Raw genomic sequence first — 15,716 nt, forward strand, 5'->3', positions numbered from 1 at the left:
CCAAGACTGGCTATCTCATCCTCCATCTGTATAAAAGTACCACCAAGAGCAGGAAGCCTGACGGCCATCGCCTCACTTATCTCAGTAGCCGGCGTTATAGGATACCCCGCAAAAAACCTGCACCCGGCAGCAAGAGCACCCTCCACTATGGCCTCATTACCCTGCAACAAAACAGGTCGTCCCATCTCTCCGGTCACTACCTCATCACTCCCCTTCGGCATAACGTTTCACAACCTTCTACACCGCTTCCAGCTGATTCTCTTTTCTGGGCCGCACGCTTATGGCAAAATCCGGACAGTGCGTCTCACACCACCCACAGCCCGTACACTTCTCAGACGCCACAACCTGAGGATTCCCCTCCTCATCCATCTCTATGCACTGCACAGGACAAAAGGCAGCACAAATACCACAGGACTTGCACCAGGCACGAAAAATATCAATCTCATACTGCCTGCGACCCTTCTTAACCCCCTGCCCCACCGTCTGATCATCCCTTCGCTTCTCTCCCATATCACACCATCCGTAATGCGATCTCTCCTTCCAACCGATTACCAAACCGGGTAGCAAAATTTAACAGATTCTGAGAAAAGGGGAAATCTGAAATTAAAGGGTCTAAACATTTTTCAGCGCTCTAAAACAATTAATTCTGACCATTCCGGCGAAAAGGTGGGATCGGTACAATCGACCGTATCAAAAAAGGTGGTAATTTACTTTCCTTCCGAATATAATTTTCGTTACAAATGTCAAGTGCACTTCATGAATCGGTGAAACGGCTTGACCATGAATCCCGAAAATATAAAACCTTCACTGATAAGAGTCAGCAAGGTAATCATCTCCGAACTGAGGGACGAAGGTGAATATGTCCAGGTCTCGATAGATGATATTCCCTTGAAGACACCGCTGAACTTCGCCCTCTATTTTCCCTTCTCCCGGAGTCAGAAAGTCGAATTCTGGAAGATTGTCGATCGGGGCGGGGAATTCACCCCACAGTGGAAAAAGTTCTTTCAGGAAAATAAGATACAGACGATATTTGTTCACAACAAGGAGTTTGAGTCATTTATTGAGCAGTCTGTTAGAAAGCTTTCTTCCATCGTCGACAACCCTTACATTACCCAGGAGAAAAAAAACGTAACGCTCTACCGTAATGCAGAATATGTAATAAAATACCTTTACCAAAATCCTCGATCAGGGCGGAACGTGCAGACGGGGCTGGATATCGTGCGACATTATGTAAGGTTCGCCCTGATGTCTCATGTGTCTCCCTCGCTAATTATTAAGGCCTTCGCAAAGGACTACACACTTTTTGCGCACTCCGTTCAGGTCGCTTTCTTCTCAATAGCCTTTGGGCGCTTTATGGGAATTAAAGAAGCGAATCTCTTGTCTCTGGGAGCCGGTGCTCTTTTCCACGATATTGGGAAAATAGAGATCCCCGATCAAATTCTTTTAAAACCGGAACCTCTGGCCCCCGAAGAATTTGAAATAGTCAGGAAACATCCGTTAAGCGGCTACAGGTTGATGCTTCCCCACCGAAATATAATACCCGGTGGGGGTCTTATTATGATCTATCAGCACCACGAGAATGCCGACGGTACCGGATATCCTGAAGGACTAAAACTCCGTGATATACATCCCGGGGCTCAGATCCTCAGGATTATCGATTCCTACGACGCTATGACAATGAACCGTTCTTACAACCACGCTTTGAAACCCTTCGATGCCCTTAAAATCATGTGCACCGAAATGAAAACTGCTTTTAACACGAAATTACTTGAATCCTTTATAGCTTTTCTGGGATATTGAAAAGAGGCAGAGCTTTAGAGGAATCTTGAATTAAACTCAGCCCGGAGGAGTGGGTTATGGAGCTTATGGAAGCAATCGTAAATCGAAGGAGCATTCGTAATTTCGAAGACAGAGACGTCTCGGACGAACAGGTCACCCAGATGCTTGAAGCCGTTAAGTGGGCCCAATCATGGGCCAATACTCAATGTTGGGAAGTCATCGTTGTGCGCGATCAGGGAGTAAAGCAAAAGCTTCAGGCCACCCTTGCCAAAGGCAACCCGGCAACGAAATCGATGGTACAGGCTCCTGTTGTTTTCGTCCTATGCGGACGGCTCAAGGCTGCGGGATACTACAAAGGTCAGGTTACAACCAAGTTTGGCGACTGGTTTATGTTTGATCTGGGCATTGCCGCTCAGAATTTATGCCTGAGGGCTCACGATCTGGGGCTTGGTTCGGTAATTGTGGGGCTCTTCGATCACGATGAAGCAAAGAAGATACTCCAGGTTCCCGAAGGATATGAAGTCGTCGTGATGATACCCGTCGGTTATCCGGCAAAAGTGCCGTCGGCACCGAAACGCCGAGAGATTTCGGAATTCACCCACTACGAAAAGTTCTGAATTTTTGCGGTGGGAAGGGGGCTTTGCTCCTACCCTTCCTGCCATCAGTCGAAACGGGTGGATAATTCGGGGGAATGAGTATCGATGATCAAAATTGGCCTGTGTCAGATTGAGGGGAATTCGAATCCGGAAGAAAACTTAAAGAAGGCAAGGGAGTTCTTCAGGGACGCGGCGGAAAAGGGAATTGAGCTTCTTGTCTTTCCCGAAATGTTTATGGCTTTGCCGGGAAACGGCATACTGCCATCACATGTAGCACCGGCAGCCTCCAGATTCCTGGCCGAGATGGCAGGTCTCGCAAAAGAATACGGGATAAACTGTATCTTCGGTTTTTGGGAACCATCAGAAGATCCCCACCGCCCCTTTAACAGTGCAAGTCTGATTAACCCTGAGGGCGTTGAAGTAGCAAGATACAGAAAACTCCATCTTTTCGACGCACTGAAAATACGGGAATCAAAAACCAGCTCTCCCGGACAAACCCTTCCCCCTGTCGTCAGAATCAAGAACCTGCTTATAGGGCTGGCCATATGCTATGATCTGCGTTTTTCCCTGGTTTTTGACCACTTAGCGTCTCAAAATGCCGACCTTGTCGTAGTGATTTCGGCATGGTATGCGGGTACAGGTAAAGAAGATCACTGGCTTACCCTGCTAAAAGCCCGCGCAATTGAATATACCTGTTACGTAGCCGGTTGTAACATGGTAGGCCTCAGATTTTGCGGGCGGAGTGCGGCGTTTGATCCCTTTGGCATGCCCTTAGGAGATGCCGGCGAGGAAGAAGGTCTGCTGGAGATAACCGTCAAAAAAGAAAGGGTAATTTCCGTTAGGGAAAAGCTCCCTGTTTTGCAGCACCGGAGAAAAGATCTATTCCAATAATGGTCTTCCCTGTGAGAAAGGTCATACCCCTGAAGCCGTGTAATTCAGCAATCACTGTTGTTCACGTAAAAAGGAAAAACAGAAAATATGATCCCTACTGACAGGCAAAAGCATAGGCTTTTTATTCAGAGCTTTATAAAGATCCTGCTGGTATGCCTGAGTTATGTTCTGGTTTCAGAAGGCGCAGTAGCCATACTGCGAATGCCACAGGACTTTTCACGTTTGAGTGATTTGTTCACCCTCATCGCCCTATCATGTACCGTCCTGTACCTGGAAGCAAAAAATTCCGAGATCTTTTTGCGGCGGAATTATTCTTTAAGCAAAAGAGATTCGTTAACAGAATCCGCAATTTATTCTATTGTTGCGGGCTCGTGTAACGCAATGACGATTCATGATGGAGCCGTTATAATAGTAATTACCACTGCTATGACAATAATCCTTTTTCCCTTCATCCAGATGGTTCCTCAGGTATCGCAAAAAATAGTAAAATTTGCCGAGCATAATCCAGAAAGATTGCTTATAGTTGGATCCGGCCCCGCCGTCAAAAAGCTCAGGAACGAAATCAAAGCAGTCAATCAAAAAACCTTCGTGTTCATCATTGACGATGTTCTCACGAATGACCTTGAATGCGAGTTATCTGATTGCCGCTTCATAAAGGGCCTGGACAGGTTCGAAGAGGTCTTGAGCAGGGAAATTATAGATCACGTTTATATGTGTTTACCTGCCAGATCTTATTATGACAAAATAATTGATGTTATCGATGCCTGTGTCAGGCAGGGGATTCCGGTATCGGTGAGGTCTCTCTACACCTTAAAGGATCACACATCGGCTCGCCGTAGTGATAAGGCCGACTTTCCTGAAGAAATCTCTACCGGCTCACCTTTACTGGACAGTTTAGCCCACAGAACCCTTAAGCGGCTTATCGATCTTCTGGGTTCCGCCATACTTATAGCCACCACCTCACCGTTAATGATAATAGCCGCTTTTGCAATAAAGCTGTCATCCCCTGGTCCCGTTTTATTTCGACAACAGCGTTTAGGCCGGTACAAGCGCCCTTTTACCATCTACAAGTTCAGAACAATGTACGTTGATGCAGAAGAAAGATTGAAGGAACTCGAAAAATTGAGCGAGACAGGAGGAGCAGCCTTCAAACTCAAAGATGACCCCCGGATAACAAGAGTAGGGAAAATACTCAGAAAAGCCAGCATTGACGAACTTCCACAACTTTTTAATGTATTAAAGGGTGAAATGAGTCTCGTAGGGCCCAGACCCCTGCCTCTGACCGACTACAAGCGAGTTGTTGATTATGGCTATTTAAGACGACTCAGCGTAAAGCCCGGTATAACCGGACTGTGGCAGGTAAGCGGTAGAAGCGACATTCCCTTTGATGAGTGGATGAAGCTGGATATGTACTACATAGACAACTGGTCACTGGCCCTGGACTTCAAAATACTGCTTAAAACCGTAAAAGCCGTGATAACCGGTCACGGGGCAGTATAGATATGTACATCAAGTTTTTCGGTCTTCACAAAAACCCTTTTACGACCCTCCCGGATCCTGCCTTTTTCTACGAATCTCCTGACCACAGAGAAGCTCTTGCAGCATTACAGCACGGTATAGACAACGATAAAGGGTGTATGGTCGTGACGGGTGAGGTGGGGACGGGGAAAACTACCCTTGCCCGTTTTCTGGTTAATTCGCTGACTGATTCGGTCATCTCCATATACATTGATTACCCCTTTGATTCCCTGATAGGACTGCTGAAAATTCTGGCCGACAGGATAGGCGTGAATTTTGACCGTCATGAAAACGTGGTCGAAATGGCCGCCAAGATCCGGGAAAGGCTGCTGCATCTGGCACAAGAGGGAAAAAAGGTCGTGATAATTATCGATGAAGCACAAAACTTATCATCGGAGTCTCTCGAATATGTAAGGCTCATTTCCAACATACATGCAGAAAACAGACGACTTTTAAACATAGTCCTGGTAGGCCAGAATGAACTGGGTGATAAAATCAAATCCGAAAAGATGAAGCCGCTTTTTCAGAGAATCACCATCTGGAAAACACTGAAGCCTCTTAATCGGGAAGAAACGGAAAACTACATTCGCCACCGTATGCTTCTGGCAGGATCCTATGAAATACCCTTCACAAAGGGCGCACTGAAGCTAATCCACAAAAGGACAAAAGGTATTCCTCGTTTGATAAATCTAATGTGTGACGGCCTTCTTCTTCTCGGGTACGCCGAAAACAGGCGAAAAATCTCTGCAAGAATGGCACGCCAGATTACCAGAGGAGAACTAATTCCCCTTGAGACGGTAAGAGGAAATTTCTTTGATGCAAGACTCCTTGTGGTAAGTTTGTTATGTTTAGCCTTGTTTTTCACCATAGCGCTGTTGAAAAAAGAAGTTTTCTTCTACCGGTCTGTAAAGGCCAGTTCTCCTTACGTGGCAAGCCCTGAAAAGATGGTAACTTTATCGCCTTCACTTAACATCAACCCGGATGAGGTATTTAAACTGGACAATATTGAAAGGGCGGCGTCAATTGAAGTTATTGAAAACAGTCCTTTGAGGCATTTCCAGGGCCGATTCAGTGATGGAAAAAGCCAGATCATTATTCCCGGAAACAATGCTGAAGCGCTTGCAAAGGCAAAGAAAATAAAGGTTCAACCCGGAGACTATCTGTTAAAGCTTATAAAAGAACACTACGGAAAAGTTAACTCAACCCTTCTGGATCTTGTTCGAAGCGCAAATCCGGGCCTTAAAGACATAAACCTCATTCGTAGCGGTCAGAATCTTGTATTTCCAGGCATTTCCGAAGATACCTTTATAATATCGGACATCGAAGGCCGATATTTCGTCCATGTTTTTTCGTCCTTTACCCGTGATGAAGCTCAGGATATGTTACTAAAGTTGAAAGAGTTATCGGATTCCGTCTTTCTACGATCCTTTACGGAAGAAGGAAGTACGGTCTACAGGGTTTATGTCGGGCCTTTTGACAGCTACGAAGATGCTATTATAGCTTTTAGAAAAATCCCGAAAGAGCATCTTCCTTTTTGAGGGGTAAAATCGTGAAAAAAGTGGTGAAACTGTTAACGATTTTTCTGATTACCTGTACGTCTATCTCCATCCTTTCTGGATGCAGCGTTAGCAGACCTTATGAAAAAAGTATCGGAGGTGATATAACCTATCTTGATGAACGATCGGAAAAAGTGAAGGATGAACATAGACGTCAGCTCGTGAGTTCACTCCTTACGGGTCTTAAAACTTATCGACTTCTGCCCGGTGACGTCCTTGAAGTAATGTACATTATCAACCCGGTCCAGGAAGAGGACGGCTATCGGCTCAAGGTCGGAGACAAAATCCGTGTGGACTTTTTCTACCACTCACAATTCAGCAGGGATTATACCATAAGGCCCGACGGGATGATAACGCTACCCGTAAAAGGTGAAGTATACGCAATTAATCAGAAACCATCGGAGTTGGCCGAAAAGATCGCCCGACTTTATTCAGACATGCTCCGAGACCCCGTCGTAAATGTTCAGGTCCTTGAGTACAGATCAAAGGCCGAACTGGCAAGAATGTCGCTGGATCACCCCACTAAGGGATGGGAAAGAACCATTGTAATTGCTCCGGACGGAACGATACAGTTACCATTTGTAGGTCAGGTTAAAGCGGCGGGAAGAACAGTCGATGACCTGGAGAAATTTACCAACAGGTTGTTTGCCGAGAAAGCTCCGGGTGTTAATATCCACTGCCGAATTTCTGAAATACGGGGAACAAGAATCTTTGTTTTCGGAGCCGTTAGAAATCCAGGGATCATTATACCCGAAGGCCCCATCACAATCACCCAGGCTTTGGCAACAGCGGGTGGTATTACATCGGAAGGGGACATAAACCGTGTTGGAGTACTCTACTGGACGGAGGATGGAGAAACCCGCACACGAACTATCAGCGTTAAACGTGTCATGGACAGATTGACCGTGGAAGATGATATTATATTGCCGCCACTCAGCGTCGTTTACGTTCCGCTTACACCGGTTGCCAAGATAGGTCGATTTATGGAACAGTATGTTAAGAACGTTTTTATGTTTACCGGAGCAGGTCTTGGATTTTCTTACGAGATACATTCAGAAGGAAGCGACTAATGACCCGAAAACCAAACTCGAGCATTGACACGGTGGAAATACTGAACATTTTGTTCAAAAATATACCCCTGATAGGCTTAATTTTCTTTGTTGCCGTCGGCGGTGCACTTTTGTACTGTCTGACCACAAGCCCCGTTTATCAGGCCGAAGTGAAGTTTCTGGTCAAACTGGGTAGAGAAAATATTGCCTCTTTGAGCCTTCTTCCGCAGAATCCCTATAATGTCATTATTCAGGAGCGCCCCGAAAATGTTCAGGACGAAATAGAGATTCTTAAAAGTCCTGCTCTTACCTACCGACTTCTGCCTGAATTAAAGCAGAAGTTAAAAGAGCTACCCTCGAGATCGGAAAAGGGCATAATTGGAAGATTGAAATCCGGCGTGGAACCTGCGCTCCACAAGTGGAATCAGTTTTTAACGGTAATAGGCTTGAAATCGGAGCAAAACGAAGAGGAGTATTTATTTAAGACCCTTCGCAAGGCATTAAAAATCTCATGGCAGGAAGAATCCAATGTAATAACCATGGCTTTCAGATGGAACGATCCCGAATTTGCCGCATACGCCGTAAACCGCTATGCCGAGGAGTATCTCAAATATAGGGCGAAAGCAATAAGCCCCAGGTCGCCCCTGAAATTTTATGAGGATCAGATTCATACTTACGAAGATCTACTCGGACAGGCAGAGGAAGCCCTGCTCTCCTATCAGACACAGCACGATCTATCAAACGTGGAAAGACAGAAAGAACTTCTCCTGCAGGAGCGATCGGACCTTGAGAGGCAGTTGATGGAAATTAATCTCAGGGTCACCGAGATAAGCTCCAAAGAAAAGGGAATAAGGAAAATGCTTCAAAGTGGGGATGAGTGGATTGAAACGCCGCAGATGGGTCGGCTGGGTGTTCAATTTACCGATCTTGCGCCGCTCGATGAAAAATATTTCGAGGTGAAGTCTGCATTGGATGCGGCGCTTCAACTCTACACTCCAAAGGCAAGAGAAGTTCGGTCTTTGAAAGAGCAAATACAGAAATTAAGAATCCAGAAGGCTAACAGCCTTTTAAACATTTTCGGAGTTGAGAGAACGAATTTAGAAGCCCAGAGAGACAAACTACTTGCACAACTGGAGCAGAACCGTCAGAAACTTTCAGAAATTACCGCGCATCAGGTGAAATACGAACAGCTGGTAAGAAATAAGAAACTACTGGAAGAGACTTACCTTCTCTACAAGAAAAAGGCTGAAGAATTGAGAATGGCCGAAGAAATGGATAAGTGGCGCATTGCAAATGTTCAAATCATCGACAGAGCCATTCCCCCTATTACCCCCATCTGGCCGAGAAAAAAACTGCTCATCGTTTTGGTGGCTTTCCTGGCTTTGTCCACGGGAGTTCTAATTGCTTTCGTAAAAGAATTGCTATCATCAGATACGGTAAATCGAATATCGGACCTGGAAGAACTCGGTCTTGAGCCCCTTGCTTTAATACCCGAATTGAAGCGGAGGTAATAGATCATTTTTGCCCTTCTACTAAAGAACACGAGTAAACGACGGAGTTAATATGAGGCTCTTTACAAAAGTCAAGGAAAAAGACTTCTCATACGCAGGTTCTGGAGCTTTTACGCAAACTCCCGGATCCGCTCTTGCCGCATCCCTTTTTCAGGCCACAAGTAATGCAAACAATGAGCTCAGGCTGATCGGGCTTACCTCTACACATCGCAAAGAAGGGGTTACCACCGTAACGTCAATGCTCGTTCAGGGCCTCGATAAATACCCTACAAAAAAACTTCTTCTGGTCGATGCTGCCCTTCACAATCCAAAGATACATGCTCTATTCGGGACAAATCAGCAACCGGGGTTTACCGACCTAATCTCAAAAGATTCTCTCGATCCCCAGGAGGCCATCTTACCGGTAGGTGATACCGAAATTATGGTAATGCCTTCCGGTGCCGTTGATCTGAAAAGCACCGCACCCTTTCTCACCAGGGTACAACAGATACTAGATGCTCTTCGTGATAAATTCGACATGGTGGTTATCGATCTTCCTCCCGCAGGTGATTTCCCCGAATTCGTACCCCTGATGTCCTTACTTGACGGAATCGTTTATGTAGTTGAAGCCCACAGAACACGAACGAAAGCCATCCGAACTGTTCTGGGCCGCCTCAGAAGTTCAAAGGTAAATATAATCGGTGGTGTTTTGAATCGGAAAAAGTATTACATTCCAAAGTTTATATACGAAATGATCTGATGCTTGCCGGGTTGAACAGACTTATCATAACTATCCTAACCTCCTTTGTGGGGATTTTTGTAACGGCGATCGGTATCTACGTATCACGGCTTCCGATCAAGTTTTCCATTGCGCTTGCCTTAGCAATGATATTTTTGTGCATAATAATAATTTTTTCTTCATATGCGCAGCGTATATTGCTGGCGTCAATCGCTTTTTCTATCCCCATCAATGCGGATATTAACTTTCTTGTTATCAAGCATGTGGGTTCTGCTTCAAGCATATCCATTTCAGTTGCCTGGATTCTGACATTGATGCTGCTATTACTGATTTTTATAAATAACATTGCAAACAGGAAGTTTTTTTTATTCCCCGTAGAGCTAATTGTAATCATAAGTTACTTTTTATGGGGCATCTCTGGTCTTCTTGTTGCGCGTTACCCAGGACTTTTGTTTCTCGAATTGATTCGCCTTCTAATGCTGGCAATTGTCGTTTTCACAATCGCTCAGATAAAAGACTCCGAACTACTAAGGACAGCAGTAACCTTTCTTCTTGCCGCATTACTCATACAATCCCTGATTGCGGCATTGCAGTACCTCAATGTCCCTGGAACTTCTTTTATGGATCAGACAAAAGGACTAAGTTCTCTTTTCCCGGACCAAAGGGTTAATCGCGCCATGGGAACCCTCAGTCATCCTAACTTTTTAGCTTATTTCTTAGAACTCCTCACTCCCATGGCTCTGGTGCTTTTTCTGGCCCATGAAGCAGGCTATTACCGAATTTTCTCTCTGATCTGCTGGATATCAGGAACTTTTGCTCTTATTTTAACAAAATCAAGAGGCGCCTGGGCAGCCTACCCTGTTGGGATTTCGGTAGTATTATTCCTGTGGTTTGTTGGCTACACGGGGCGGCGAATCCTGGAACGAAAGATAGTTGGCAGGGTTTTTGCGATAGCCTTCATAGGTTTCTTAACACTGGTAACCGTCGCTCCCGTAATAAAAGGACGATTATTCGGAGAAGACTACAGAGCCGCCGCAGTGCGCATGCCCTTGAATAAGGCTGCTTTATCGGTATTTGAAGAATTCCCGATAACCGGTGTCGGTATGAATAATTTCTCCGAGGTCTTTAAAATCTATGACAGGACCGGTTTTTCCAGAATCTTTCGGGGTTATAAACACGTTGTACACAATATGTATCTTCTGATTGCTGTAGAAGCCGGATTGCCCGGCCTTCTGTTGTTGGTAATATTCCTTATGCTTCCCTTTTTCTATAGCTGGAAAAAACGATACGAAGGATGCCAAATCGAACGAGCATTGTCAGCCGCACTAATCGGAATATGCGGTGGATTGGCTGCTCACATGATACACTGCCTTGTTGATCCCGGATTTATGCTGAGCCGGCACACATCTTTTCTGGTCTTCTTTTTGATAGCACTTTCAGGAGCAATATACAGAAGCGCCCCTGAGGGTTATTAAGGATAAATAAAAACAGGAGTCCCGATTTTCGATACGGCAAATACTTCATCCATATCGCTATTGTAAAGAGCCACACACCCATCGGTCCAGTCTTCGTGGGCGCCACCCCCGTGTATGAAGATAGCGCCACCCAGAGGCGTATCCCATGGAGGAGGAAGACCAAGGTTGTGAGCCATCACAATGGCTTTGTACTGCTCTTCGCTGATCCTCCCTTCAATAAAAGCCTTTTCAGCGTCTGAAGGCAGCGGATAGTTTATGCCCAGGGATTTATAGAATTTACTGTTCCCGTTTTTCTTGCAAATCAGGTAACGTCCCTCGGGAGTTTTTCCATCTCCTTCCTTCGTTTTATGCCCCTGCGGATTCTTACCAAGTGCAACAGGGTATTCTCGCACCAGAACATCGCCATCATAAAGATAAAGGCGCCTTTTAGATTTTACTATAACTATCCTCGGATCTTTTATGGCCCCTAACGGACGCAGATAATCAACTTTAACGACCCGATCTCTAATCCTTATCGTGCTCTTGCCAGATACCTGCTGTCGATTTGAGGCCTTCTTGGAAGAGTCATCGACCAGGAAGCTACAACCGGCAAGTGAGTGACTCAACAACCCGATAATCAGAACCCGAACAACAAAGCCCAATCTGAACGGCATTACTCAGCCCCAACCCTCCACGACTTTTACCTTTTTTTAACTTTTGAGCCCTTCTTCTTAGACTCTTTAGATTCGTCCGTCTGCTGCTGAGCGGCCTGTTCACCCAGATATCTATAAGTCTCAATATCGCACTTCACCGATAGTAAGTTACCGCCTTCTTTTGGTCTTTGCAGGGTAAAGGACCTGACCCTTATCACCCGTTCAAAGTGAGCTATCTGATCGTAAAATAACCCAATCGTGTGATAAGAACCCCTTAAATCCAGCGCCACCGGAATTACGGAATAAAAATCTTTTATCTCCTCGTTTTTGGGTTCAAAGAGAAGTTGCTCTAGACCAGCTTTAGCTCCCATCTCGGAGACCGACTGAAGAATACCGGGGATTTCTCTCAACTCCGGAAGAGCCACAAGTAACTCGTCGAGAGCCCTTTGAGCCATTGCCAGTTCTTCTTCGAGCTGTTTGGCCTTTACACTTGCCTGTTTCAGACGTGTAAGCTGCTGGCGTGCCGAAGTTACATCCTGACGAAGGCGTTTTATCGTCTTATCGTAATCACGATAGAAAAAGTACCAGAAGCCTCCTACGATTAAGGCAACCGTCAGCACCATAATTAGAACTTTCCGCCTATTATCGAGATTCTTCAAAGACTCTTCAATTCTGACAAAGGGTGAAACTTTTTCTGCCATGGCACCTCTCACCGTTGCTATCTTTTTGACAATTCTTTTTCTCCGGTTCCTTTCCCGGAAACAACCTGCGAAAAGGGGAGAACCTTTACCTCCATTTCAAAGCTCTTGAGGGCTCTCCCGAGGTACTCATCCGTCTTCGTCCGTATAAGCCTTACACTATCCCTCAGCACATAGGGCGATCCTTCTAATCGTCTGATAAAATCCACTATAACTTCATCACTCTTTGCATAACCTTTGAGGGTCAAAGAGCCGTCGTTATACTGAATTGTCTCGAACCACATAGAATCGCTCGGTGTTAAGACGGCAATCAGTGCAAGGGCCCTCACCGCATAGTCTCTGTCGTTCAGAAGGCTTTTTACTATCTCGCTCCTACGCTTTATCTCCGCCGTTTTTGCTTCCAGTTCTTTAACGAGCTTATCGTACTTCTGGTACAGCTTGATCTCTCTTTCTATCCTTGCTTTTTCTCTGGTTAAACTATTTATTTGACGTTTCTGGTTCCATCCAACGTATCCCACAAGACCGGAAACAACAACTACGGTAAGCAAATAAACCCAGAGCTGCCACAATACACTCGGCGGTTTCTGAACCTTTTCACGAAGGAGATTTATCCTGATCATATCTTTTTGTCTCCTTCTTTTCTCAGGGCAAGCCCAATAGCAACTCCAAACTGCGGACCGACGGATATTGCATAATTTCTATCTATATTTTTTCCAAGGGACAACCCTTCTATCGGGTTGTAAATCCTGCAACTTCTAACACCCACATATTTTTTAACCACCGTTTCAAAGCCGCTCATACAAGCAGGTCCGCCACAAACGAAAAAGTCCTCAATCTCAGACAACCCACCGAAATCCCTGAGATAATCAATGTTACCCTTGACCTCTCCAAGCCACTGTTCAAGGGCATAAGACACTGTTTCTTTAAAATCCTTCTCGGGAACGGTCTGCAAAATGCCGCTGCCCCGAAAAGAGCCCTGTACCTCTTCAAAGGACACACCCAGAGTATCGGCAACCTGGAAGATAAGATCGTCCATCCCCCGCATAACCGTACGGCAGTGACGTGGAATACCGTCTACCGATATCACCAAATCGGTTGATGTGGCACCGACATTCATTATACCGATGACACCATCCCGCTTGACCAGCCCCGAAATTGTTTCAAATCCGTTAAACAAAGCATAGTAGCTTATGTCAACAACCGACAATCCTATTTCAGCTCTTCTAAACAAAAGAACAAGATCGTCGAGGATGGCTTTTTTTACACAGGCCAACAACATTAAGGCTTTTCCGGAATTCGATCCCGCCGAAGATAAGATATCACAATCGAAATAAAGCTCATCCAGGGGATATTGGATATACTCCCGTGCCTGCTCTCTCATCCGTGCATAAAAGTTCCGCCCCATTTTTCCACTTATTTCCAGCTCGGGAGTGTCAATGATTACCTCCTTGCCGGAAATAGCAACGGCAGCGGGGGTCTTCCCCAGATCCAGATTACGCCATAAAGCCTTAAGCACGTCCACGAGAGTGTTCATATCGGCAATCAGACCGCCCTGAAAAGTACCTTGAGGAACTTCAGAAATACCCAATTTTTCCAGGACAAATTTATTTCGACCACCTTTCAGTAAGGCCACCTTTATGGCGCCCGTTCCTACATCCACACCGACGAGCTGACGACCCTTGCGCAGGGACAGGAAAGCCATAAATACCTCGCCCCTTCTCTTGACAGTCCTGTTACCGAACTACAGCTCCCTAATCAAAGACACAAAGACATCTTGCTATTTTTTTTGAAATATGTACATTGCCCGTTGTCATTTTGCAAGCTTTTAATTCAAATTTTACCGAATTAAGGAGAATGCAGGTGACAGGCAAAGAAGAAAGAAACGGGAAATCAGCCTGGGACACTCTCTGGGAATATGCGAAATCAATCCTGATTGCCCTTATACTGGCCTTATTCGTAAGAGCCTTTATAGTGCAGGCTTTCAAGATCCCGTCAGGCTCGATGATTCCCACATTGCTGGTAGGCGATCATATTCTGGTAAGCAAATTCGCCTACGATGTGAAAGTCCCTTTCTTCGACACTGTGATCTGGCATAGAGCAGATCCCAAACGCAAAGACGTCGTTGTTTTTAAATATCCCCTCGACCCCAGCAAAGACTTCATAAAGAGAGTAATAGGTTTACCCGGAGATAAAATCCTCATTCGAAACAAGAAAGTTTACATAAACGACAAATTGCTCGTGGAGCCTTATGTTCAACACACAGACCCGCGCGTCTTTCCCGCAGATGCAAGTCCCAGAGACAACCTGGGCCCTCTTCGTGTGCCCCCTCACAGTCTATTTGTCATGGGGGACAATAGAGACGAAAGCTACGATAGCAGGTTCTGGAAATTCGTCGACTATTCTGCCCTCAAAGGCAAAGCTTTCATTATTTACTGGTCCTGGAACGGAAAAGGCTCGATGAACCCAAATCCGGACAAATTCTTTATCCGGTGGAACCGCATAGGAAAACTCATTCGCTAAGTATAAAGACGGCAGGAGTCTCTTCTTTCGAGATATTCATTAAGCTCATCGGTCCATAAGCCTTCGATTTCTTCAAGGGATTTTCCCGACTCCAGGGCCTCCCTGACCCTTTCACTTCCCAGTATGACGTCAATGGGAAGCCTCCGGAATTCGTACTCGTAAGGCGGAGGTATCCATTCAAATTCTTCGGGAAATAACTCAAGCAAAAGACGCAGGATTGACAACCCGAATCTGAAAGGCCGGAAGCCTTTCCCGTTAAGAACGTGTATATGAAACCCGCCACACCTTCTACCTTGCCATTTATCGGCCAGCGGCTCGAAATAGACCGGCCTTAAAGTTACAGAAGAATCGCATATCGCCATAAAAGGTTTCAGCAGTTTATAGGGATTGAGAAAGGGGGCTCCGAATAGCTGAAAAGGCAGTGTCGTACCCCTACCCTCACTTATATTCGTGCCCTTGTAATGACCCCTATGAATCAAGACCAAAATTCACGTTATTGAAAAGACGATGATCCTCCGTTGTTTATGGTTGGCGGAATCAAAGGGTCATACCCCTTCGGCCTTCGCTCCAGGCCTTGACAACCGGTTTTGGGCCTGATGAACGGAAGGCGGTTTTGGCGGTTGCACTGAGGAAAAGGCGTTGGCTGCTAGGCCCTTGTCCTTTTTCCATGATACCAGGCCCAAAACCGGCAAGCCCTTCGGGTTGTCAAGGCCGTTTCGCTCCGGCTTATGCCTCCGGCGGGGCGGTTCCCTAAGGAAAAGACGACAGAGCCC

Annotated in this window: 16 protein-coding genes and 1 pseudogene; 10 read left to right on the plus strand and 7 right to left on the minus strand. The window is 45.8% G+C overall.

Annotated features, from left to right (window positions below; translation table 11 throughout):
* Window positions 1-221: pseudogene (locus BM091_RS13445) on the minus strand (hypothetical protein); the annotation flags it as partial.
* A gap of 16 nt (window positions 222-237) precedes the next feature.
* On the minus strand, window positions 238-510 hold the full coding sequence (locus BM091_RS13450; protein ID WP_093392425.1) for a 4Fe-4S dicluster domain-containing protein: 273 nt from the start codon (window positions 508-510) through the stop codon (window positions 238-240).
* A 270-nt stretch (window positions 511-780) separates the two neighbouring features.
* Here BM091_RS13450 and BM091_RS13455 point away from each other — a divergent pair, with 270 nt between their 5' ends.
* The 9 genes from BM091_RS13455 (at window position 781) to BM091_RS13495 (ending at window position 11,093) form a co-directional block, all read left to right on the plus strand.
* Entirely contained in the window at window positions 781-1,800 is a 1,020-nt protein-coding gene (locus BM091_RS13455) for an HD-GYP domain-containing protein (RefSeq protein WP_093396514.1), read from the plus strand.
* 56 nt (window positions 1,801-1,856) lie between these two features.
* The gene (locus BM091_RS13460) at window positions 1,857-2,396 is read left to right on the plus strand and encodes a nitroreductase family protein (RefSeq protein ID WP_093396516.1); all 540 of its coding nucleotides are present in this window, start codon (window positions 1,857-1,859) and stop codon (window positions 2,394-2,396) included.
* An 84-nt stretch (window positions 2,397-2,480) separates the two neighbouring features.
* Window positions 2,481-3,266 (plus strand): carbon-nitrogen hydrolase family protein, encoded by a 786-nt coding sequence (locus BM091_RS13465; RefSeq protein ID WP_093396518.1) that lies wholly within the window; start codon window positions 2,481-2,483, stop codon window positions 3,264-3,266.
* An 87-nt stretch (window positions 3,267-3,353) separates the two neighbouring features.
* Window positions 3,354-4,766 (plus strand): sugar transferase, encoded by a 1,413-nt coding sequence (locus BM091_RS13470; RefSeq protein ID WP_093396519.1) that lies wholly within the window; start codon window positions 3,354-3,356, stop codon window positions 4,764-4,766.
* 2 nt (window positions 4,767-4,768) lie between these two features.
* Window positions 4,769-6,322, plus strand: coding sequence for an AAA family ATPase (locus BM091_RS13475; RefSeq protein ID WP_093396521.1), 1,554 nt, complete (start codon window positions 4,769-4,771; stop codon window positions 6,320-6,322).
* Between the two features lie 11 nt (window positions 6,323-6,333).
* Entirely contained in the window at window positions 6,334-7,410 is a 1,077-nt protein-coding gene (locus tag BM091_RS13480) for a polysaccharide biosynthesis/export family protein (protein ID WP_093396522.1), read from the plus strand.
* The gene (locus BM091_RS13485) at window positions 7,410-8,900 is read left to right on the plus strand and encodes a GumC family protein (RefSeq protein ID WP_093396524.1); all 1,491 of its coding nucleotides are present in this window, start codon (window positions 7,410-7,412) and stop codon (window positions 8,898-8,900) included. The genes BM091_RS13480 and BM091_RS13485 overlap by 1 nt, the downstream gene beginning before the upstream one ends.
* 52 nt (window positions 8,901-8,952) lie before the next feature.
* Window positions 8,953-9,639, plus strand: a complete 687-nt coding sequence (locus BM091_RS13490) for a tyrosine-protein kinase family protein (RefSeq protein WP_093396525.1) — start codon at window positions 8,953-8,955, stop codon at window positions 9,637-9,639.
* Window positions 9,639-11,093, plus strand: a complete 1,455-nt coding sequence (locus tag BM091_RS13495) for an O-antigen ligase family protein (RefSeq protein ID WP_093396527.1) — start codon at window positions 9,639-9,641, stop codon at window positions 11,091-11,093. The genes BM091_RS13490 and BM091_RS13495 overlap by 1 nt, the downstream gene beginning before the upstream one ends.
* Here the strand turns inward: BM091_RS13495 and BM091_RS13500 are convergent.
* Genes BM091_RS13500 through pilM form a run of 4 tightly spaced genes read right to left on the minus strand, consistent with a single transcriptional unit; the run spans window position 11,090 to window position 14,125 of the window.
* The gene (locus tag BM091_RS13500; protein ID WP_093396528.1) at window positions 11,090-11,746 is read right to left on the minus strand and encodes a L,D-transpeptidase family protein; all 657 of its coding nucleotides are present in this window, start codon (window positions 11,744-11,746) and stop codon (window positions 11,090-11,092) included. The genes BM091_RS13495 and BM091_RS13500 overlap by 4 nt on opposite strands.
* A gap of 26 nt (window positions 11,747-11,772) precedes the next feature.
* Window positions 11,773-12,426: a type IV pilus inner membrane component PilO gene (locus BM091_RS13505; RefSeq protein WP_093396530.1), complete on the minus strand. Its 654-nt coding sequence runs from the start codon at window positions 12,424-12,426 to the stop codon at window positions 11,773-11,775.
* 17 nt (window positions 12,427-12,443) lie between these two features.
* Window positions 12,444-13,043 (minus strand): PilN domain-containing protein, encoded by a 600-nt coding sequence (locus BM091_RS13510; RefSeq protein WP_093396531.1) that lies wholly within the window; start codon window positions 13,041-13,043, stop codon window positions 12,444-12,446.
* Window positions 13,040-14,125: a type IV pilus assembly protein PilM gene (gene pilM, locus BM091_RS13515; protein ID WP_093396533.1), complete on the minus strand. Its 1,086-nt coding sequence runs from the start codon at window positions 14,123-14,125 to the stop codon at window positions 13,040-13,042. Before pilM ends, BM091_RS13510 begins: the two co-directional genes overlap by 4 nt.
* Window positions 14,126-14,277: 152 nt before the next feature.
* Between pilM and lepB the strand changes: the two genes are divergently transcribed.
* Window positions 14,278-14,943 (plus strand): signal peptidase I, encoded by a 666-nt coding sequence (gene lepB, locus BM091_RS13520; protein ID WP_093396534.1) that lies wholly within the window; start codon window positions 14,278-14,280, stop codon window positions 14,941-14,943.
* On the opposite strand, the gene BM091_RS13525 is transcribed toward lepB, so the two are convergent.
* Complete coding sequence (locus tag BM091_RS13525; RefSeq protein WP_342745468.1) at window positions 14,940-15,428, minus strand: DUF1343 domain-containing protein; 489 nt, start codon at window positions 15,426-15,428, stop codon at window positions 14,940-14,942. The genes lepB and BM091_RS13525 overlap by 4 nt on opposite strands.
* Window positions 15,429-15,716: the final 288 nt, after the last annotated feature.

This window comes from Thermodesulforhabdus norvegica (assembly GCF_900114975.1).
Lineage (GTDB): Bacteria > Desulfobacterota > Syntrophobacteria > Syntrophobacterales > Thermodesulforhabdaceae > Thermodesulforhabdus > Thermodesulforhabdus norvegica.

Excerpts from the sequence above, each read along its gene's own strand:
- BM091_RS13475 (WP_093396521.1), top strand. The coding sequence starts at position 4,769 with ATGTACATCAAGTTTTTCGGTCTTCACAAAAACCCTTTTACGACCCTC.
- BM091_RS13490 (WP_093396525.1), top strand. The coding sequence starts at position 8,953 with ATGAGGCTCTTTACAAAAGTCAAGGAAAAAGACTTCTCATACGCAGGT.
- BM091_RS13460 (WP_093396516.1), top strand. The coding sequence starts at position 1,857 with ATGGAGCTTATGGAAGCAATCGTAAATCGAAGGAGCATTCGTAATTTC.
- BM091_RS13450 (WP_093392425.1), bottom strand. The coding sequence starts at position 510 with ATGGGAGAGAAGCGAAGGGATGATCAGACGGTGGGGCAGGGGGTTAAG.
- BM091_RS13510 (WP_093396531.1), bottom strand. The coding sequence starts at position 13,043 with ATGATCAGGATAAATCTCCTTCGTGAAAAGGTTCAGAAACCGCCGAGT.
- BM091_RS13500 (WP_093396528.1), bottom strand. The coding sequence starts at position 11,746 with ATGCCGTTCAGATTGGGCTTTGTTGTTCGGGTTCTGATTATCGGGTTG.
- BM091_RS13455 (WP_093396514.1), top strand. The coding sequence starts at position 781 with ATGAATCCCGAAAATATAAAACCTTCACTGATAAGAGTCAGCAAGGTA.
- pilM (WP_093396533.1), bottom strand. The coding sequence starts at position 14,125 with ATGGCTTTCCTGTCCCTGCGCAAGGGTCGTCAGCTCGTCGGTGTGGAT.
- BM091_RS13465 (WP_093396518.1), top strand. The coding sequence starts at position 2,481 with ATGATCAAAATTGGCCTGTGTCAGATTGAGGGGAATTCGAATCCGGAA.
- lepB (WP_093396534.1), top strand. The coding sequence starts at position 14,278 with ATGCAGGTGACAGGCAAAGAAGAAAGAAACGGGAAATCAGCCTGGGAC.
- BM091_RS13505 (WP_093396530.1), bottom strand. The coding sequence starts at position 12,426 with ATGGCAGAAAAAGTTTCACCCTTTGTCAGAATTGAAGAGTCTTTGAAG.
- BM091_RS13470 (WP_093396519.1), top strand. The coding sequence starts at position 3,354 with ATGATCCCTACTGACAGGCAAAAGCATAGGCTTTTTATTCAGAGCTTT.
- BM091_RS13485 (WP_093396524.1), top strand. The coding sequence starts at position 7,410 with ATGACCCGAAAACCAAACTCGAGCATTGACACGGTGGAAATACTGAAC.
- BM091_RS13495 (WP_093396527.1), top strand. The coding sequence starts at position 9,639 with ATGCTTGCCGGGTTGAACAGACTTATCATAACTATCCTAACCTCCTTT.